This window comes from Halomonas sp. BL6 (assembly GCF_006228115.1).
GTDB classification, from domain to species: domain Bacteria; phylum Pseudomonadota; class Gammaproteobacteria; order Pseudomonadales; family Halomonadaceae; genus Vreelandella; species Vreelandella piezotolerans.
This window is the reverse complement of sequence record NZ_VDGL01000006.1, coordinates 134,919-152,883: the sequence shown is the minus strand read 5'-3', so window position 1 is coordinate 152,883 and position 17,965 is coordinate 134,919. Positions and strand designations below refer to the sequence as shown.

Sequence of the window (17,965 nt, the reverse complement as noted above, 5' to 3'; positions counted from 1 at the left end):
GGTACTACGACAAGACGCCATCACCGCTCTGGGGCTACGCACAAAAAAAGCCGCGCGCTCTATCGCTCATGAAATAGCGATGGAGCGCGCGGCTTTGTGATGCGAACGGTCAACGTGGCGGTACTACCTATCGGGCGGAATATCGTCACGTTCTTCGGTCGCCGCCATCAAGGATGTCTTGAACATCATGTATACGCCGACCCCGGAAAATCCCAGAAACAGGACGAACATGCCCAACATCAGTACCATCGCCATAGCGCTTGTCCCTGAAAGTACGCGGTTGCTACGTTGACGTCTTCTAACCGCTGAATTTTGGTTTAACCGAAAGGATAGACCAAAACCCCTTCTTCATCTGTACAAGTGCTGTTCAAATAACGCTGTAAATATTAAAAAATAGACAAATCAGAGAGTTACTCGTTAAAAATTGACGCAAAAAAACCATCCCGCCGAAGCGAGATGGCTGTTTTGCACCGCTGCCACTCCCTGGCGTCGATGACCAACACATCCTGTGTTGATAAGAGTGAGCAGGCTGAGTGTCCTTTCACTTCCCTGGTGCTGATTGGGCGTCCTGCCCTCCTTGATTGCTTGTCAGCCTGCTCACGCTGTTAAAGGGTGATACTGACGTCATACTCTTCATAACACTCAATGTGCTGCAGACTCTAGGCCATCGTTCGAAAAAACAAAAATAAAAATATAAAAAACAATAACTTAGAAAAAACACTCACTGCCAAGTTAAGCACAGAAGCGCCCACGAGGGCGAATCTTTATGTATCGAACTGACACATGCGACAAATTCGCACGAGCTGCCCCCATCCTTTGGCACATGAGACGTTAGCTCATCGTGACAAAATCCCTCGCTTCACGGTAGCGGTCGATGACAACAACGCTTATGTTACTTATCACACTCTCACGCTCGCATGGGCATACTTAGGCACGAGGAAAGGCCGATGAAACGTACCGTCGCACTGGGCATTTTGCTGCTGGCAACGCTGTTGGTGCTGGGTGGCTGCAATACCGTTCGCGGAATGGGGCAAGATATCGAACAAGGCGGTGAAGCCATTCAGCGGTCGGCGGATTGACCATGATGATGACTGTCTACCTTTCACATGGCTTGGAAAGTGGCCCGGGCGCACTAAAGATGCAAGCGCTCAAGGGCATTGCCGAACAGCTAGATGACTGTGAGCCAGTCGTCATGGATTACCGGGGCATGGACGAGCCAGCCCAGCGGCTGGCTCATCTACAGCAGGCGCTTCAGAAGCGCGGCGATGATCCCTCACGTTGCGTCATGGCAGGGTCTAGCCTTGGTGGCTGGTTAAGCGCCGCCGTCAGTGCTCGGACACCAGTCCTGGGCTGTTTTTTGCTTGCCCCTGCGCTTGGCTTACCCAAATACCCCGAAACATCCCCCACCATTCAAGCGCGGCACACGCATATCATTCACGGTTGGCAGGATGATGTGGTACCTCCTGGCCCCGTTATTGAACGCGCCCAGGCACAGCGATTGTCACTCAGGATGATCGACGACGATCATCGTCTGCATAACAGTTTGGAGACGATCTTAGTTGATTTTCGTCGTTTTTTAACGCTATGCGCGACGAGTGAGCGCGGCGCTACATAAAATAAGAACGATTAAGAGTCGACATTGTCACCTCATGGCTATACAAATAGTGTACACACAAAAGGAGAGTGATCATGTTCGGTCTATTTAATCGCGACCCTCAAAAAAAGCTTCAGCAAGCCTATGAGCGTAAGCTTCAAGCGGCGATGGAGGCGTCCCGCAACGGTGATATGCGAGCCAACGCCACGCTGACCGAAGAAGCAGAAGCACTTTTGGCCGAGATCAACCGGCTCAAAGCTCAGAAGGGCTAACACAATGCGCCCCACGTGGCCATGGATTCTGCTGACGATGGCACTTGCCACGGGACACGCCTATGGCGATTGCCCGTCACCAGGGCAGTGGTGGCAAGCAGACGGTGCCGTGGGTGCACCAACGCTGCTTGCCCAGGCCGCTCGACAGCAGGTCGTACTACTGGGCGAACAGCACGACGTCGAGGATCATCACCGCTGGCAGCTGCACACGCTCGCAGGGCTGCATGCTCTCCGCGAAGATATGGTGGTTGGCTTGGAGATGCTGCCAAGAAACGCTCAGCCGGTGTTAGACCGCTGGGTAGCGGGCGAGCTGACCGAGACAGAGCTGCTGGCCGAAAGCCGCTGGGATGACGCGTGGGGAGTCGATGCCGAGCTCTACTTGCCCATTCTTCACTTCGCGCGACTGCAAGCGATTCCGCTGGTGGCTCTCAACATCACGCCAGAATTACGCCAACGGCTCGTTCAAGAAGGCTTTGATCGTGTCCCCGCTGACCAGCGCTACGGGATTCCTACCCCACTACCCGCCAGTTCAGCCTATCAGCAGCGTTTGACCGAGGTATTCGAGCAGCATGGCATGGGGCAAGGGGACCCTGCCATGCTAGCCCGCTTCACCCAAGCGCAGCTCACCTGGGATACCGCCATGGCCCACGGGCTTGCAGGCGCCGTCAAAGAGGGTGCGTTAGCCGTTGGCTTAATGGGCCTTGGTCACGTCACCTATGGCCACGCCGTAGAGCACCAACTCGAAGGGATGGGGATTCGACACACCCTCAGCCTACTGCCGTGGGATCAGGCAGAGTGCCGCCTCCCAGACCCCGCGCTTGCCGATGCCGTCTTTGTTCTACCTCCAGCCCTTACCCACGAGCCCACGAATTAGGCGTCATCCGCCAACGCAGGCAGCAGCGTTTTAAGCTTGCGTGTCAAGGTGTTGCGCCCCCAGCCCAGCAGCTCGGCGGCTTCGCCTTTACGCCCGCCGGTGTGCTTGAGCGCCGTCTCGATCAAAATGCGCTCGAAGTCAGGAACGGCCTCTTCTAGCAAATGGGTATGCCCTTCGGCCAGCGCATGATCGGCCCAATCACGGAACGCCGAGCGCCAGTCGCCATGGACGCTGCTCTCTGACGTGCCGACGGTGCGTAGCTCCGGAGGCAAATCTTCGACCAGAATCTCCCGACCGGAAGCCATCACCGTTAGCCATCGGCAAATGTTCTCGAGCTGACGGACGTTACCGGGCCACGGCAGGCGGGTCAGATGCGCTTCTGCTTCGGGGGTCAATACTTTAATGTCGGTGGACAACTCCTTGGCGGCTTCGGCCAAAAAGTGCCGGGTGAGGCGTGGAATATCCTCGCGCCGCTCGGCCAAACGCGGAAGATGGACACGAATCACGTTCAGGCGGTGAAACAAGTCTTCACGAAAGCGCCCATCGTCGACGAGTGATTCAAGGTTCTGGTGCGTTGCCGCGATGATCCGTACATCGACGTTCACTGGCGTATGCCCGCCCACCCGATAAAACTCGCCATCGGCCAGCACGCGTAGCAGGCGGGTTTGCGTTTCGGCGGGCATGTCGCCGATCTCATCGAGAAACAGCGTGCCGCCATTGGCCTGCTCGAAGCGCCCCTGGCGCTGCTGCGCAGCACCAGTAAACGCGCCTTTCTCGTGGCCGAACAGTTCTGATTCGATCAAATCGCGCGGAATCGCCGCCATATTCAAGGCAATGAACGGCTTTCCCGAGCGCGGACTATGCTGATGCAGCGCCTGGGCCACGCGCTCCTTGCCCGTACCCGACTCACCGTTGATCAGTACCGTGATATGCGAATGGGAGAGCCGTCCAATCGCCCGGAAGACCTCTTGCATAGCCGGCGCTTCACCGATGATCTCGGCGCTAAGACCTTCCGGCACACTCACCGGCCGCTGCCGTTCACGCGCATGGGCAACGGCCCGGCGCACCAGCGCGAGCGCTTCATCCACATCGAACGGCTTGGGCAAGTACTCGAATGCCCCGCCTTGATAGGAGGCGACAGCGCTGTCGAGATCGGAGTGCGCGGTCATGACGATCACAGGCAAATCCGGATGGGCATCACGCACCCGTGCCATTAAATCCAACCCGTCGATGCCCGGCATACGGATATCGGTGACCAGCACATCCGGCGGGCTCTCCAGCAAGCGTGCGAGCGCCGTATCGGCACGCTCGATACACTCGACCTCCAGATCGGGTTGCGCCAGAGCGCGCTCCAATACCCAGCGGATAGCGCGGTCATCATCGACAATAACCACTCGTGCAACATCGGTACGTGTCGCCTCAGTCATGACGCTTCTCCGGTGCAATTAATGACCAATGGAATCAGTAAACGAAATTCGGTGTGTCCGGGACGAGAGTCGCATTCGATCAATCCTTGATGTTGGTGCAGTATTGACTGGGCAATCGATAGCCCCAGACCGCTCCCTTCTGCGCGGCCGGAGACCATCGGGTAAAAAAGGGTGTCGCGTAGCGACTCGGGGATGCCAGGACCGTTATCGATGATGCCGACTTCGCTCACCAGGCGGTGCCGCTCGGCTCCCAAAGTGAATTGGCGGCGCGCACGGGTACGCAGTGTCAGTTCGGGCGCGGGCGTACCTGCATCGCTCATGGCTTGCACCGCGTTGCGGGCCACGTTGAGCACTGCTTGGATCATCTGCGCCTCATCACCGGACAGGTCCGGTAGGCTCGGGTCATAGTCGCGGCTGACGACCACATGAGGATGCTCGGCGATCAGCAGCGCCCTTACGCGCTCCAACACTTTATGAATGTTGACCGGCTCATGCTTGACGATACGGTTCGGCCCTAGCATGGAGTCGACCAAGTCACGCAAGCGGTCAACTTCTTCCACGATGATATGGGTAAACTCGCGCAGGGCCGGGTCATCCAGGTCTCGCTCTAACAGCTGCGCGGCACCGCGAATGCCCCCTAGCGGATTTTTCACCTCGTGGGCCAACCCCCGCGCCAGCACTTTGATGGTTTCTTGGCGGGTGGTAAGGGCCTCCTCTCGGGAGATTTGCATCAACCGATCCCGCGGCTCGACTTCCAACAGCAGCTCGTCGGCCGACAGCGGTGTCACGGTGTAATCGACGGTCAGCGGCTCGCTATTTAGCGGCGTGATACGCGCTTCACGCTGTGTATAGGGATGAAACGCATCGCGTGCTTTGGCCAGCACGTCGTCGATGCTTTCGTCACCGCCCAGCAGCGTATCGAGACTGATCCCCTGTACGCGGCTAAAGCTCACGGCCAGCAGCGCTTCCGCCGCCGGGTTCATCCAGCGAACGCGGAGTTCACCATCGAGCAACAGGACTGCTGTGGTGAGGTGTTCGAGCAAGCGCTGATACATGGCGTGTCCTGAAACGTCGCTTCGATCAATACACATGGCACTGATCCATCAAAAGAGGTATGCGAGAGGATCTGCAAAAAGCGCGCCAATTCGACGCAAGCGGCGGCATGCACGGCTTGTGGGCAGATAGCGGGGAGATGACGAGCCTTAATAGCGCAATGAGCCGCCTAGCCCACCGCCTCACTGCACCATTATAGTGCACTCGATTAGTCAGTGATAAAAATAGTCACCGGATCGGTGCGGTGCTGCACACGGCCCTGGCTATCCAACAACTCCGCATGAATATGGTGCGCTCCCACAGGTAACCCCGCCAGCCAGAAGGCGTCGCTATGCAGGGCGGATTGGCTCAGTTCGCCATTCACCCTCAGTTGAATTTGGTGGTCGTCCCGCAGTGGCGGCACCACCTGCACTTCCACGGGCGTCATGCCGCCCCGAACGGCGCTGCTGTTTGCCGGGTTGACGATGGTAAAGCGGTCATAAGGCATAAACGGTTGCCCGGGATGGCTCTGAGTGCGGCCCGGGGTTCGGCTGTCAGGTGGGGCAGAGCGCACCGTCGTCACGCTGGGCAGCGGTGCCAACGTGACGGCTTCACCGCCACGTTCTGGGTTGTCGGTAAACGTCACCTTGCCCTGGGCGTCCACCACGCGATACACCGTTTGCCCCAGCGCCGCGCTTACCCACAGCCCCAATAGCAGCGCAGCACCTGTGGATAATCCTCTTGCATAGCGCACGTGCCAGCGACGGATCATGACGTCTTCCTCCCTTTTCCTTTCCTCGCCTCAACGAAAAAACCCCGCCGAGGCGGGGTTTTCAGGCTAACGACACCTCAAGGGTGATCTTAGCAGCTGTAGTACATGTCGAACTCGATCGGGTGAGTCGTCATGCGAATACGCTCGACGTCTTCCATCTTCAGTTCGATGTAGGCATCGATCATGTCGTCGGTGAACACGCCGCCTTCGGTCAGGAACGCACGGTCAGCGTCGAGCGCTTCCAGGGCTTGATCCAGGCTGTTGGCCACGGTCGGGACGGACTTGCCTTCCTCGGGCGGCAGGTCGTACAGGTTCTTGTCCATGGCATCGCCAGGATGGATCTTGTTCTTGATACCATCGATACCCGCCATCAGCATCGCCGCGAACGCCAGGTAGGGGTTGGCGGTCGGGTCGGGGAAGCGCGTCTCGACACGCTTGCCTTTCGGGCTAGCGGTGTACGGAATACGGATGGACGCAGAACGGTTACGGGCGCTGTAGGCCAGCATGACCGGCGCTTCGAAACCCGGCACCAGACGCTTGTACGAGTTGGTAGAGGCGTTGGTGAAGGCGTTCAGCGCGCGAGCGTGCTTGATAATACCGCCAATGTAGTACAGCGCCATTTCGGACAGGCCCGCGTACTCGTCGCCAGCGAACTGGTTCTGGCCATCTTTCCAGAACGACTGGTGGACGTGCATGCCCGAGCCATTGTCGCCCACCAGCGGCTTCGGCATGAAGGTCGCGGTCTTGCCATAAGCGTGCGCCACGTTGTGGATCACGTACTTCATTTCCTGAACTTCGTCGGCTTTCTTCACCAGCGTGTTGAACTTCACGCCGATTTCGTTCTGACCGGCGTTCGCCACTTCGTGGTGGTGAACTTCGACGGTCTGACCGATCGCTTCCAGGGTGTTACACATCGCACCACGGATATCGTGGAAGCTGTCGACCGGGGGTACCGGGAAGTAGCCGCCTTTCACGCGCGGACGGTGGCCCAAGTTGCCGCCTTCTACCTGGTTGCTGGTCGCCCATGCGCCTTCGTCAGAGGTGATTTTGTACATGGCGCCTTGAATGTCGGCTTTCCAGTGCACCTCATCGAAGATGAAGAATTCCGGCTCCGGACCGAAGAAGGCAGTGTCACCCAGGCCAGTCGACTGCAGGTAGGCTTCTGCGCGCTTGGCGATGGAGCGCGGGTCGCGATCGTAGCCCTGCATAGTGGCAGGCTCGATGATGTCGCAACGCAGAATCAGTGTGGCATCTTCGGTGAAGGGGTCGAGGAAGGCGGTACCGTCTTCCGGACGCAGGATCATGTCAGACTCGTTGATGCCCTTCCAGCCGTTGATGGAAGAACCATCGAACATCTGGCCGTTTTCAAAAAACTCTTCGTTCACGTCGCGTGCCGGTACGGTGACGTGCTGCTCTTTACCGCGCGTGTCGGTGAAACGCAGATCTACCCACTTAACATCATGTTCTTCGATTAGCGCGAGAGTCTTGGCTGACATAGTGTCCTCCGGTATGAGCGTGGCTTAAAGCGTGTAACTGTAAGCGATCGATAAAGGTGTTATTCAACAAATCGTTCAACACGCGGCTGCATGTGGCGCGTTTGTCTTTTTTGTTCGCTCAACGTTTGTTCGACGATGGATAACAAACCGCCCAGCGATCATTTCAGACCGGCTATCGTTGTAGCACGCCTGGAGGCGTCTGCCTACGCTTCAATAGCCGCTGATGAAACTACCTATGGCTTATAAGCACAGAGCGTGCCAACTCTGCACCATAATGGAAAAAAATATCAACAACTCTTTGTTTTCAAATATGAAAAATGACTCATCCCATGCGTCTTAATGCAGCAAGGGAGTGGCAATTGCTTTTTCAAACGCCTATACCGTCATTTCCTTGCACGCATTTGGTGCAAATAGCACTCAAGACGCACCAAAATGAATAACTCGCCAGTCTCACTGTTTTTTTCGTTAAAAAACTTTCTCTTGCTACGTAAAGAAACCCACATCTACAATCAATTACAAACAGAGATGCTTTCATAACAAAAGGAAGCCGCGTGCATGGGTACGGTCTGCTTTATCGTTGATGCTTCAGTGACAGGAGCTTTGCTACCCCGCCACCTGCGCTCGATTCGCCAATCCGGTCTTGCTGACCATGCCCTACCCATTATCGTGACCTGTGCTCACTCGGATGAACGGCTCACCGATCTCGAAAAGCGTTACCACGCGCACGGCTTGGTGACACCTGCCCATACCCTAGGTGCACGCCTCAACCAAGCGGCGTATATTAGCCAGGCAGACTGGCTGCTGATTGCGCTGCATAAAGAACCCATGGCGGCGCAGCTTTGGTACCTACTCTATCCACAGCTCGACACGGCGACGGATGCGCTGCTCATCAACGCCGCCACTCCCCGCTTTTCGGAACGCCTGTTGCTGCACTTTCTCAGCTCGGCGGTGACCGTTCCCCCCTATATTGCCATTCGCCGTGCGTGGTTGGAGCGAATCGGAGGCTTCGATCCAGAGCTCGATGAGCCAGCCCTGCTCGACTTTTTACAGCGCCTATACGCCTGCCCTACGCGTTTAAAAACGCTAAGCGGCGAGTCGCTTGGGCTTGCTCGAGGCTCGCCACACAGCCGCTCACCCACCTCCTCTTAGCGCCTGCCCCTTTTTGACTCTTAACGCCAACCTCACACCCACCAACCCATCGAACCGTTCATATTTTTAAACGTTTACCCAGCAACATGGCACCCAATGTGGTGGTATTGGCTACTTTGTTGAGCAGAATCGATCCCACACTACCCACCATGATGAGCAACAGCGCATAAACCGCCAGGGGCAACGTAGAAATGCCCACTAGCGTATCGGTGAGCGTAAAAAACATAGGATGCGCTAGATAAATACCAAACGAGTAAGCATTGATATAGCGCACCCATCCAGGCGCTTTACGCCCTTTTAAGCCACGCATCAATGCCAGCGTGAACAGCACAAAAAAGGGAATGACCCACACCTCTTTCGAGGAGAACGACAGCCGATACTCGAACGTGGCCAGCACGATCAAGCCAACGAACAACAAGAGCCAACGTGGTTGCGAGAGGGTTTGTAGCCAAACGGGCCGTTCGATCAACTGGCTAGAAGGCGTTAAGGGGTAATAGCGCACCAGCACTAGCGCCAAGAAGAACAGATAGATCCAACCCAACGGAGCCACCCAAAGCAAATAGCCCGGCGGCTCAATAGCCAACGCATACGCCACCCCCCAATATGCCATACTCACCAAGCAAGCTCCCCATAGCCAAGGAACCGGATGCAAGCGCCATAGCTGCCAACGAGTAAAGGCCCAATAAGCGGCATAGAACTGCATGGCGATGATCAAAAAATAGCCATGCCAGCCCGCATAAATAAAGTAGGCTTTTGCGTTCTCCCAAACATTCACGGCGCTGTCGCTGTCCGCCAGTTGCCACCACTGGGCAGTGGAATAGATGAACCCGTACGTTAAATAGGGCAACATGACGTATTTCACTCGCTGCCATAGAAAACCTGGCGGTACTTGCTTGTCATAGCGGACGGCAAACACAAAGACCGAAATGAACAGGAATACAGGCGTGCCCAGCACCAGCGGTATGCGCATGAGATCGGTAACGACGTTGTCCACGCGCTGATTCAGGTGATCTAGCCAATGAAAGAGAAACACGGCGACACAGCCGTACGCGCAGCCAGTAAATTTCCTCGATTTTCTGCATCGAACCTCCACCAAGCCCCGCTGCTAAGCTGATGTAGGGGCTTACGACAATGAACAGGCTGGCTTACAGCGTTGTCCGACCTTTTAAACGACGGTAAATTCCTGGAGGCCTCGTGTTCGAACAGTCGCTCAGATTCCCGCTTTTACACGCTCTCGGACGCACTGTCTCTGAATGCCTCACCGGCTGGATGCGCGCGATCATGGTCGTTTTGGGTGGGTTGGCACTGAGTAGCGTTGCCCTGGCGGGCGATGTCTCGCGGGCACAGTTCTTTTCACCCACCCTGGGTTATGACTACCCGTATACGATCTATTTACCGGACGCTTATGACCCTCAGGCCTCGGCGCCTTACCCAGTGGTATACCTGCTACACGGGTCATTTGGTAACGAGTTTGACTGGGCAACCAAAGGCAACTTGCCACAAACGGCTGATCGTTTGATCGAGGCTGGGCATCTACCTCCAGCGGTATTCGTCATGCCCGGCAGCCGCAGTTGGTGGGTCGATGGGCATAACGAAGCTGCCCGTAGCGCTTTTTTCAACGACCTGCTGCCGCATATCGAAGCGACCTATCATGTGGGAACGACGCGCGAGCAACGTGGCGTAGCGGGGCTCTCTGCTGGTGGCTATGGCGCGGTGAATTTCGCCCTCGAACGTCCAGAGCTGTTTGCCGCTGCCGCTGCCCTCAGCCCCGCCAGCTATATCCCTGCGCCACCCAAAAACTCTTCCGCTCACCGACATCCAGCGTTTTTGAATGCGCAGGGCGAGTTCGATCAAGCGCTTTGGGAGCAGCTAAACTACACAGCCCATTTAGAAAGCTACCGCCTACGCGTCACGCCGCGCCCAGAGGCAGAGCAAGGCGACACGCCCCCTGTCCCGTTCTATATCAGCGCCGGACGCCGTGATGTCTATGACGCCGAGTTCCATGCACGCCAGCTGCGCCAAGCCATAGAACGTATTCAACCTGGTGACGTACGGCTCGACCTCTACCCTGGTGGCCATACTTGGCGCGTATGGAGAGCCAGCCTACCCGCGGCGCTAAACTTCATGTTTCAGTCTGTCGATGCAACGCCCGCAGTCTTGCCTGACTCACAAGCAGAGTAAAGGATAGCGCGATTACGCCCTTCCGCTTTGGCGCGATACATCGCCTGATCCGCGCAGTGAATCAGGGTGGCCTCATCCTTTGCGTGTAGTGGAAAGAGCGCCACGCCAATACTGGCGGAGACGCATACCTCGCCCACCAACAGCGCAAACGGCTCGGCCAGCGCTGAACAGAGTTGATGCGCGACCGCTAACGCGTCCTCTTTCATGACCGAACCACCCAGCAGCGCCACGAACTCATCGCCGCCGATTCGTCCTACCATATCGGTGCCCCGCAGCCGGGCGCGCATGCGTTGTGCCGCCGCTTTTAACAACTGGTCGCCAACGGCGTGGCCCCAGCGATCGTTCACCGGCTTGAAGTTGTCCAGGTCAATGAACAAGAAGGCCAACTGGCCCCCCGAGCGCAGCGCCTTGGTCAGCTCGCCAAAAAACATCGCTCGATTGGGCAGGTCGGTCAGCGTATCGTGCTGTGCCAAATGCAGCACCCGCTGCTCCATTTCGTGTCGTGGCGTAATATCGTGAGAGATGCCCATAAAACTGATCACGTTGCCCTGCTCATCCAACAACGGCGCACCGTTGGTAAAGTGCCAGCGCCACTCGCCGTTGGCATGCTGCACACGGTACTCGATCAGCCCTTGCGGCTCGGCCGTCACAAACACGTTTTCGATATAACGACGGCACGCCTCTAAGTCCTCCGGATGCAGAACGAAGCTCATATGCCGCCCGAGCACCTCGTTCACCTCGTGCCCCAATATGCGCGGCCAGTTAGGCGAGATATAGGTCAGCATGCCATCGGCATCGAGGGTGTAAATGATGTCGTTCGCCTGCTCCACCAGTTGGCGAAAGCGCTGCTCGCTGGATTTCAGCGCCGCTTCGAGCGCTTTACGCTGAGTAATATCGTTGGCATACCCCGTCCACAGCACGCTGCCATCGGGCTCGCGGCGGGGTTGGTCACTGGCTTCCACCCACAGCATCTCGCCGTGACGATGAAACATCCGAAACTCCTGTTTCCCTGGCGTCAGCGTGCGAGCGCTTTCCAGCGAGCTTGCGATGACGGTATCGCGGTCTCCAGGATGAATGTTGGCCAGCAACGTTTGCGCATCGGCCAGCGCCTCTTCGACGCTCACCCCAAACATTTCTTCTACCCGCTGGCCAACGTAGGTGTAACGCCAGTGACCCGACAGCGAGTAGTGCAACTGGTAGATGAAGCCCGGCAACTGAGACAGCAGCGCATCCAAAGATTCGCCAAATGGCAGAACCAGCTCATGAAGTGCCCCATACACTGCGCGATACTCGCCCTCTACCACGGGAGAAAGCTGCAGTTGCCAACGCCTTGAGGCATCTGCCCAAGTCACCATCAGCTCCTGCACGGTCTGTTGCTGATCGCAGGCATATACGGCGGCCAGCACGTTATTTACGTCCAATGGAAAACAGCTGGCCAGCGCCATGCCGCTATTATCGTCAACCCAGCCCACCACGTGCCGAAAGGCCGCGTTTGCATACACGTTCATCGCCTCGTGCGCTGAACGCTCCACCACGAACAGCGGCGTGCTCGACTGCTCAAATAGCGCACGGTACGGATGCATGGCGCCTTCTCCTCCCACGTTCCCCTAGAGGGGTAAGTTAAGCGCATCGACTAGGCGTGTCCACGCACATTGGCCGAGTGCTGCTAACGCACACTACACTGAATGTGCTGGCTTATTTTCTAACGACTCCTGTAAGGACACTGACCATGCATCAACATGTCGAATGGGATGAACCCGGTAGCGCAAGCGTCGCCGCCTTTTTCAAAAACGACCCCGACCACACGCCCCCTTACCCCGGCGCGATTCTCTCCGCTCGCTATCAGGGCCGCATCGTCCGAGTCAAAGTCGAAGCCTACCGGGAAGAAGACGCCGTCAGCATCGGCAGCGTCGCCGCCATTCTCGACCAGCACGGCCACCGCTTTCAGTCGCACAAAAAGCTCAACATCGGTGACATGGTCCGCCTACCCGACGACAAACGCGCCATGGAGCGCTGGGAAGAGGATGAGGAGAAGGAGTAAGTAAAAAAAGCATCGGGGTAGGGGTTCACTGGCCCCGCCCTTGCCTATCAACTAAAGCTGCCAGAGCATGAGCGAAGCTCACGATGATGCTAGTAGCCCTACGACAATCGAAACCGGCCGAGAACCCCGGGAGTCTCCTGAGCAGTGCCTATACGGCTTTCAAGGAATCATGAGGTTTCAAGTCAACGAGCGTTAGCCAGAGCGCTGCCTGCTCCCGCTCTTTTTACAAACGCGTACTCTCCCCATGCTACGCTTAACACTCATTTCTCAGTCTTTCAGGCGGTTCCCCATGCAATTACCCCTTTATTTGCGCGTGCTTTTCGCAGCAGTTCCGCTGATGCTGGCACTGCCCGCCCAGGCGCAGCCAGCGGATGACTGGGCGGCTTACGATGAAGTATTCGAAAGCGGTGCCCAGCAGGCCAACGTTTGGCAGCGGGGATGGACGGGTGTTTATGCCACGAGCCTGGCCTATAACGCCTACCAATCGAGCGAGGCCAGTGATCCGGACGACCGTTTCGATGCCCGCGTTGGCGTGGTGAAATCCGCGTTAGCGCTAGGGGGTATGCTGACCGACCGACAACCGCATCCGGCGGCGCTGGCGGAGTACGAACGCTTGAAAGCGCAGGGCGATCTGAGCGGCGTACAGGCGCTAGGGCTGTCGCTTGCCCAGGCGGAACGGGAGCGCCGCGGGCTCGAGGCGCGGGTTGGCTCGTTGGTGGTGAATACCGTAGCGGGCGCGGTCATTGCCGCCGACGGTCGTGAGCGCGATGGCGCGATGAACTTTGCGACGGGCATGCTGATCAATGAACTACAAATTTGGACGCAGCCCCACCAGGCGACCCGCGCTATCAATCGCTTCCAACCCGCTCGCGTATCGCTTGGCCCACTCACGCTGGAAGGCGAGTACGCGCTGGTGGTATCCCCTGAGCAGATTGGCGCCGTTTGGCGTTACTAAGGGCACTTTGTCTGCGTCTCAAAGATGAGCGCGCTCATCGTTGTCAGCACGCGATGAGCGCGTAAAATATCTGCCACTTTTTTTAGTTCCGCCAAACGTTATGTTATAACTTATTTATTGGTAAGTGAGGTCGCTCGATGAGTGAGCACATGCATCGCCACAATAAGGAAGGTCCTTGTCATTTTTCGCTGATGTCCTTGTCGGCCACGAAGCGGCTTGGGCTGATGGCGCTGCCGCTGATGGCCCTGTGGGGGCTAGTGGTATGGGCAAGCGGGTGGCCGCTATGAGCGAGCGTTCATCATCGCGCTTGCAGCTTCACGATCTGCATTTGGCTCAGGGTCGCCGTACGGTGCTCGAACATGTGGATGGCGATATCAAACCCGGTGCGATTACCGCGCTCATCGGCGCGAACGGGGCCGGTAAGAGCACGCTGATCCAGGCCATCATGGGCGAGCTGCGCCCCATTAGTGGCAAGGTAGTGTGTACGGTGGATAATGCTCGCCGTGCCTGGCTACCCCAGCAGTTAGCGCTGGATCTGACCTTCCCGATGAGCGTGGAAGAGCTGGTGATGACTGGCAGTTGGCCAAGCCACGGGGCGCTGAAAGGGTACTGTGCCGCCCATTACCGCAAGGGCCGTGAGATCATGGCGCGCTTGGGCATTTCTCACTTGGCGCACCGCCCCCTGGGCGAGCTGTCCGGTGGCCAGCGCCAGCGGGCTCTGATTGGGCGAACGCTGATGCAAGAGGCAGAACTGCTGCTATTGGATGAGCCGTTTGCCAACGTGGACAGCGACACGGTGGATATCTTGATTCGCATTCTGCGCCAAATGGCCGACGACGGCGTCACGATCATCATCGTACTGCACGATATGGATCACCTGCGTCGCCTGGCCGATGAGGTACTGATGCTGAGCGCTGGCCACGGCCGCTGGGTCGCCCCCAGCGCGCTCAACCAGCAGCATGCACCCGCCCAAGTGGTGCCGTTTACGCTGGGAGGGCGTCATGCTGGAACTGCTTAATACCTGGTTCGTCAGCCCGTTCGATTACGGTTTCATGCGCCGCGCCGTGGTCGGCGGGCTCGCGCTCTCCCTGGCCGCCCCGCCGCTGGGGGTGTTTTTGGTGCTGCGTGGCATGAGTCTGATTGGCGATGCCATGGCCCATGCGATTCTGCCCGGCGTGGCGCTGGGCTTTTTGCTGGCGGGCTTTTCGCTACCGGTGATGAGCGTGGGTGGCGTGCTATTTGGGGTGATGGTGGCCTTGCTGGCGGGAGCGGTCTCGAAAATGGGTGGCCAGCGGGAAGATGCCGCCATGGCGAGCTTTTTCATCATTTCCCTGGCCGCTGGGGTCATGCTGATCTCCATGGGGGGCAGCAGCGTGGATTTAACCCACGTACTGTTTGGCTCCATTTTGGCGATCAACTCCACGGCACTGCTGTTGATTGCGTCGATCAGCACGCTGATCGTCATCACCCTGGCGATCATTTTCCGCGCCTTGGTGGTGGAGTGTTTGGACCCGCTATTTTTGCGCGGCCAACACCGCCGCAGTAGCTGGGTACATAGCGTCTTTTTAGGGCTGCTAGTGCTCAACTTGACCGCTGGCTTCCAAACGCTCGGCACGCTGATGGCCGTGGGTTTGATGATGCTGCCTGCCACGGCGGCGCGGTTTTGGAGCAAGCGCTTGGAAGGATTGATGGGGATTGCCGTAGTGCTGGCGATGCTGGCCAGCACCGGCGGGCTGCTGCTGTCGTTCCATTTGGACACGCCATCAGGCCCGAGCATTATCTTGCTGGCCGGGGCGGCTTATTTGTTCTCGGCGCTGTTTGGCCGCTACCACAGTTTGGCCGCCAAGCTGCGCCGTAAAACCACGCCGCTGGCGATGGAGCATTCTCACTAGCGAGTCGTCGTTTTCCGCTTTCTTACATCATCAGGAGCATGTTATGTCGTTTTTCTCTTCATCGCGTTGGTTAGTGGGCGTGTCGGCCATGTTGGCGTTGCCTGCGGCCATGGCGAACGAGCGGGTTCAAGTCGTCACCAGTTTCTCCATCCTGGCGGATATGGTCGAGAACGTCGGCGGAGAGCATGTGAAGGTCAGTGCCCTGGTTGGCCCGGATGGCGATGCTCACGTTTACTCCCCAAGCCCCGGCGATGCCCGAGCACTGGCAGGGGCAGACCTAGTGGTCTTCAACGGTTTGCTGTTCGAGGGCTGGATGGAGCGCCTGATTGACTCCAGCGACTACGACGGCCCATTGGTCACCGCCACCGACGGCATCGCACCCCGCGCTTTTGCGTCGCACGGCCACGATGACCACGCGCGCCATGACGAGCACGACCATGCGCATGAAGAGCACGGTCATGAAGAGCATGAACATGAAAAGCACGGCCATCATGAACACGGTCACGACGATCATGCGCATGATGACCATAGCGGTCACGAGCATGGTGATGACGACCCTCACGCTTGGCAAGATCTGCAGCAGGCGAAAGTCTACGTCACCAATATTCGCGATGGCTTGATCGAGGCGGATAGCGCCAATGCGCAGAGCTACCAAGCCAACGCCGAGCGTTATCTGGCAGAGCTGGATAACGTTGATGCCGAGATTCGTGAACTGCTAAGCGAGATTCCTGCGTCGGCCAGCGTCATCACCGGCCATGACTCCTTTGGCTACTTCTCCAGCGCCTACGGCGTGAATTTTCTTTCACCGGTTGGTCTATCGACCGAAGCCGATCCCAGCGGTGCCAGCATGGCCGCACTGATCGATGTGATCGAGCAGGAGAACGTACAGGCGCTGTTCCACGAGAACATGACCAACCAAGCGATCATTACGCAGCTAGCGGAAGAGACCGGCCTGCCCATCGCTGGCACGCTATACGCCGATGCGCTGGCCAGTGAAGGCGATGCCAGCACCTACCTTGGCATGATGCGCCATAACGCCCGGGTGCTGCACGATGCCCTAGCTACTCCGGGCCATGAAGCTCATGGTCATCGCCACTAGACCAGGCCGGAAAGGCCCTATACCGCCCCATTAGGGCGGTATTTTTTTGCATTGCATTTTGCTGTCGGGATGGGGAGACTGACACTAACAACGCCGCTGCCACTGTTCACTGTTTACTTCACCGCAAAGAGCCACGACCATGCGCCTAAACGCCGACTTTAGCCACTTTGCCTGTGTCACGCCGGAACAGTATCACTGGGTGGCCTCGCCTAGCGCAGGTGTCGAACGTATGATGCTGGATCGCATTGGCGATGAGGTGGCCCGCGCCACGAGCCTGGTGCGCTACGCGCCCAACAGCCAGTTCAGCCGCCATACCCACGAAGGCGGTGAGGAAATTTTGGTACTCGAAGGCGTGTTTGCCGATGAGCATGGCCGTTACCCAGCGGGCAGCTATCTACGCAACCCCATCGGCACGGGGCACACGCCGCGCATTGGCGACGAGGGTGCGCTGATCCTGGTGAAACTTCATCAGTTCAATGAAAACGACCTGCTCCAACTCGCCATTCCCGCCCACCGCCTGCCCTGGCAGCCCGACCGTCGGCCAGGCATCACCTACAAAATGCTGCACACCTATCAACATGAACGCGTCAGCCTAGAGCGTTGGGAAGGCGAGGTCATTATCGACTATCCGGCACTGCCGGGCGGCTTGGAGCTGTTCGTACTGGAGGGCTCGCTACGCGACGCAGACACCGAGTACCCGGCAGGTAGCTGGTGCCGCTATCCCCCGGGGGCTGCCCCGCGGCTTAGCGCTGGACCCTCAGGGGTCAAGATGTACGTCAAACGCGGACACTTATCTAACGCGCTGTGCGACGTTTAGCGGGCGAGTCCTACGAACGGCAGTAAGGTCAGCAGAGCGATCATCAGCACCGCCACGATCACTAGCGTGACTTGAAGCGGACGGGCCATGAAGCGTCGCCACAGCGTAGGCGCATCATCACGCGCCAGCGCCTCTTCGTGTTCACGGCGCACCTTGGCTAATCGCTCGGCCTGGTAACGCGCCAGCACCGCCTCGGCATCGTCTTGCTGTGCTGGGTCGCGCAGCCAGATGGCATCCACTCCCAGGCGGAAAAAGCCCGCCTGGGTTTCGTACACGTCGAAACCATGTTCTTCCAGCAGTTGGCGGACCTCCATGGCCTCTTCATCGGTCACGTGGCGCAACCGAAACAGCAGATGAGCCATCG

General features: G+C 57.9%; 19 protein-coding genes and 1 pseudogene. 12 read left to right on the top strand and 8 right to left on the bottom strand.

Annotated elements, in window-relative coordinates; genetic code table 11:
* Positions 1–123: 123 nt before the first annotated feature.
* Positions 124–255, bottom strand: a complete 132-nt coding sequence (locus FHJ80_RS17475; protein WP_255303963.1) for a hypothetical protein — start codon at positions 253–255, stop codon at positions 124–126.
* Positions 256–947: 692 nt separating this feature from the next.
* Here FHJ80_RS17475 and FHJ80_RS13755 point away from each other — a divergent pair.
* The 4 genes from FHJ80_RS13755 (at position 948) to FHJ80_RS13740 (ending at position 2,740) form a co-directional block, all read left to right on the top strand.
* Positions 948–1,079 (top strand): entericidin A/B family lipoprotein, encoded by a 132-nt coding sequence (locus tag FHJ80_RS13755; protein WP_139527897.1) that lies wholly within the window; start codon positions 948–950, stop codon positions 1,077–1,079.
* 5 nt (positions 1,080–1,084) lie between these two features.
* On the top strand, positions 1,085–1,615 hold the full coding sequence (locus FHJ80_RS13750; RefSeq protein WP_139528004.1) for a YqiA/YcfP family alpha/beta fold hydrolase: 531 nt from the start codon (positions 1,085–1,087) through the stop codon (positions 1,613–1,615).
* 74 nt (positions 1,616–1,689) lie between these two features.
* Positions 1,690–1,866 carry a DUF6435 family protein gene (locus FHJ80_RS13745; protein WP_139527896.1) on the top strand — a complete coding sequence of 59 codons (177 nt, stop codon included), beginning with the start codon at positions 1,690–1,692 and terminating at the stop codon, positions 1,864–1,866.
* A 4-nt stretch (positions 1,867–1,870) separates the two neighbouring features.
* The gene (locus FHJ80_RS13740; RefSeq protein ID WP_255303962.1) at positions 1,871–2,740 is read left to right on the top strand and encodes a ChaN family lipoprotein; all 870 of its coding nucleotides are present in this window, start codon (positions 1,871–1,873) and stop codon (positions 2,738–2,740) included.
* On the opposite strand, the gene ntrC is transcribed toward FHJ80_RS13740, so the two are convergent.
* The 4 genes from ntrC to glnA form a co-directional block, all read right to left on the bottom strand.
* Entirely contained in the window at positions 2,737–4,167 is a 1,431-nt protein-coding gene (ntrC, locus tag FHJ80_RS13735) for a nitrogen regulation protein NR(I) (protein ID WP_139527895.1), read from the bottom strand. The genes FHJ80_RS13740 and ntrC overlap by 4 nt on opposite strands.
* Positions 4,164–5,222 (bottom strand): nitrogen regulation protein NR(II), encoded by a 1,059-nt coding sequence (gene glnL, locus FHJ80_RS13730; RefSeq protein ID WP_139528002.1) that lies wholly within the window; start codon positions 5,220–5,222, stop codon positions 4,164–4,166. The genes ntrC and glnL overlap by 4 nt, the downstream gene beginning before the upstream one ends.
* Positions 5,223–5,428: 206 nt before the next feature.
* Positions 5,429–5,971 carry a DUF4124 domain-containing protein gene (locus FHJ80_RS13725; protein WP_139527894.1) on the bottom strand — a complete coding sequence of 181 codons (543 nt, stop codon included), beginning with the start codon at positions 5,969–5,971 and terminating at the stop codon, positions 5,429–5,431.
* 89 nt (positions 5,972–6,060) lie between these two features.
* Entirely contained in the window at positions 6,061–7,467 is a 1,407-nt protein-coding gene (gene glnA, locus FHJ80_RS13720) for a glutamate--ammonia ligase (protein WP_139527893.1), read from the bottom strand.
* A 555-nt stretch (positions 7,468–8,022) separates the two neighbouring features.
* On the opposite strand from glnA, the gene FHJ80_RS13715 reads away from it, so the two are divergent.
* Entirely contained in the window at positions 8,023–8,616 is a 594-nt protein-coding gene (locus tag FHJ80_RS13715) for a hypothetical protein (protein WP_139527892.1), read from the top strand.
* Between the two features lie 58 nt (positions 8,617–8,674).
* Here the strand turns inward: FHJ80_RS13715 and FHJ80_RS13710 are convergent.
* A pseudogene (locus tag FHJ80_RS13710) lies at positions 8,675–9,698 on the bottom strand (acyltransferase family protein).
* Positions 9,699–9,897: 199 nt separating this feature from the next.
* Between FHJ80_RS13710 and FHJ80_RS13705 the strand changes: the two are divergent.
* A complete protein-coding gene (locus FHJ80_RS13705; RefSeq protein WP_255303961.1) occupies positions 9,898–10,797 on the top strand; it encodes an esterase family protein in 900 nt (299 codons plus the stop codon).
* Here the strand turns inward: FHJ80_RS13705 and FHJ80_RS13700 are convergent.
* Positions 10,746–12,380 (bottom strand): sensor domain-containing diguanylate cyclase, encoded by a 1,635-nt coding sequence (locus FHJ80_RS13700; protein WP_139527891.1) that lies wholly within the window; start codon positions 12,378–12,380, stop codon positions 10,746–10,748. The genes FHJ80_RS13705 and FHJ80_RS13700 overlap by 52 nt on opposite strands.
* Before the next feature lie 146 nt (positions 12,381–12,526).
* On the opposite strand from FHJ80_RS13700, the gene FHJ80_RS13695 reads away from it, so the two are divergent.
* The 6 genes from FHJ80_RS13695 to FHJ80_RS13670 all read left to right on the top strand — a co-directional run bounded on the left by FHJ80_RS13695 (position 12,527) and on the right by FHJ80_RS13670 (position 17,601).
* Positions 12,527–12,838 (top strand): hypothetical protein, encoded by a 312-nt coding sequence (locus FHJ80_RS13695; RefSeq protein ID WP_139527890.1) that lies wholly within the window; start codon positions 12,527–12,529, stop codon positions 12,836–12,838.
* 337 nt (positions 12,839–13,175) lie between these two features.
* A complete protein-coding gene (locus tag FHJ80_RS13690) occupies positions 13,176–13,793 on the top strand; it encodes a hypothetical protein (protein WP_139528000.1) in 618 nt (205 codons plus the stop codon).
* Positions 13,794–14,076: 283 nt separating this feature from the next.
* Positions 14,077–14,811: a metal ABC transporter ATP-binding protein gene (locus FHJ80_RS13685; protein WP_139527889.1), complete on the top strand. Its 735-nt coding sequence runs from the start codon at positions 14,077–14,079 to the stop codon at positions 14,809–14,811.
* Positions 14,795–15,685, top strand: coding sequence for a metal ABC transporter permease (locus FHJ80_RS13680; protein WP_139527888.1), 891 nt, complete (start codon positions 14,795–14,797; stop codon positions 15,683–15,685). Before FHJ80_RS13685 ends, FHJ80_RS13680 begins: the two co-directional genes overlap by 17 nt.
* Before the next feature lie 43 nt (positions 15,686–15,728).
* Complete coding sequence (locus FHJ80_RS13675) at positions 15,729–16,784, top strand: metal ABC transporter solute-binding protein, Zn/Mn family (protein ID WP_139527887.1); 1,056 nt, start codon at positions 15,729–15,731, stop codon at positions 16,782–16,784.
* A gap of 139 nt (positions 16,785–16,923) precedes the next feature.
* Entirely contained in the window at positions 16,924–17,601 is a 678-nt protein-coding gene (locus FHJ80_RS13670; RefSeq protein ID WP_139527886.1) for a cupin domain-containing protein, read from the top strand.
* Here FHJ80_RS13670 and FHJ80_RS13665 read toward each other — a convergent pair.
* A complete protein-coding gene (locus tag FHJ80_RS13665) occupies positions 17,598–17,963 on the bottom strand; it encodes a DUF6164 family protein (protein WP_139527885.1) in 366 nt (121 codons plus the stop codon). The two genes, FHJ80_RS13670 and FHJ80_RS13665, sit on opposite strands and share 4 nt — an antisense overlap.
* Between the last annotated feature and the right edge of the window lie 2 nt (positions 17,964–17,965).

Coding starts and splice junctions, on each gene's coding strand:
- FHJ80_RS13725 (WP_139527894.1), bottom strand. CDS start 5,971: ATGATCCGTCGCTGGCACGTGCGCTATGCAAGAGGATTATCCACAGGT.
- FHJ80_RS13755 (WP_139527897.1), top strand. CDS start 948: ATGAAACGTACCGTCGCACTGGGCATTTTGCTGCTGGCAACGCTGTTG.
- FHJ80_RS13695 (WP_139527890.1), top strand. CDS start 12,527: ATGCATCAACATGTCGAATGGGATGAACCCGGTAGCGCAAGCGTCGCC.
- FHJ80_RS13750 (WP_139528004.1), top strand. CDS start 1,085: ATGATGACTGTCTACCTTTCACATGGCTTGGAAAGTGGCCCGGGCGCA.
- FHJ80_RS13675 (WP_139527887.1), top strand. CDS start 15,729: ATGTCGTTTTTCTCTTCATCGCGTTGGTTAGTGGGCGTGTCGGCCATG.
- FHJ80_RS13670 (WP_139527886.1), top strand. CDS start 16,924: ATGCGCCTAAACGCCGACTTTAGCCACTTTGCCTGTGTCACGCCGGAA.
- FHJ80_RS13700 (WP_139527891.1), bottom strand. CDS start 12,380: ATGCATCCGTACCGTGCGCTATTTGAGCAGTCGAGCACGCCGCTGTTC.
- glnA (WP_139527893.1), bottom strand. CDS start 7,467: ATGTCAGCCAAGACTCTCGCGCTAATCGAAGAACATGATGTTAAGTGG.
- ntrC (WP_139527895.1), bottom strand. CDS start 4,167: ATGACTGAGGCGACACGTACCGATGTTGCACGAGTGGTTATTGTCGAT.
- FHJ80_RS13665 (WP_139527885.1), bottom strand. CDS start 17,963: ATGGCTCATCTGCTGTTTCGGTTGCGCCACGTGACCGATGAAGAGGCC.
- FHJ80_RS13715 (WP_139527892.1), top strand. CDS start 8,023: ATGGGTACGGTCTGCTTTATCGTTGATGCTTCAGTGACAGGAGCTTTG.
- FHJ80_RS17475 (WP_255303963.1), bottom strand. CDS start 255: ATGGCGATGGTACTGATGTTGGGCATGTTCGTCCTGTTTCTGGGATTT.
- FHJ80_RS13680 (WP_139527888.1), top strand. CDS start 14,795: ATGCTGGAACTGCTTAATACCTGGTTCGTCAGCCCGTTCGATTACGGT.
- FHJ80_RS13705 (WP_255303961.1), top strand. CDS start 9,898: ATGGTCGTTTTGGGTGGGTTGGCACTGAGTAGCGTTGCCCTGGCGGGC.
- FHJ80_RS13685 (WP_139527889.1), top strand. CDS start 14,077: ATGAGCGAGCGTTCATCATCGCGCTTGCAGCTTCACGATCTGCATTTG.
- FHJ80_RS13740 (WP_255303962.1), top strand. CDS start 1,871: ATGCGCCCCACGTGGCCATGGATTCTGCTGACGATGGCACTTGCCACG.
- FHJ80_RS13745 (WP_139527896.1), top strand. CDS start 1,690: ATGTTCGGTCTATTTAATCGCGACCCTCAAAAAAAGCTTCAGCAAGCC.
- glnL (WP_139528002.1), bottom strand. CDS start 5,222: ATGTATCAGCGCTTGCTCGAACACCTCACCACAGCAGTCCTGTTGCTC.
- FHJ80_RS13690 (WP_139528000.1), top strand. CDS start 13,176: ATGCTGGCACTGCCCGCCCAGGCGCAGCCAGCGGATGACTGGGCGGCT.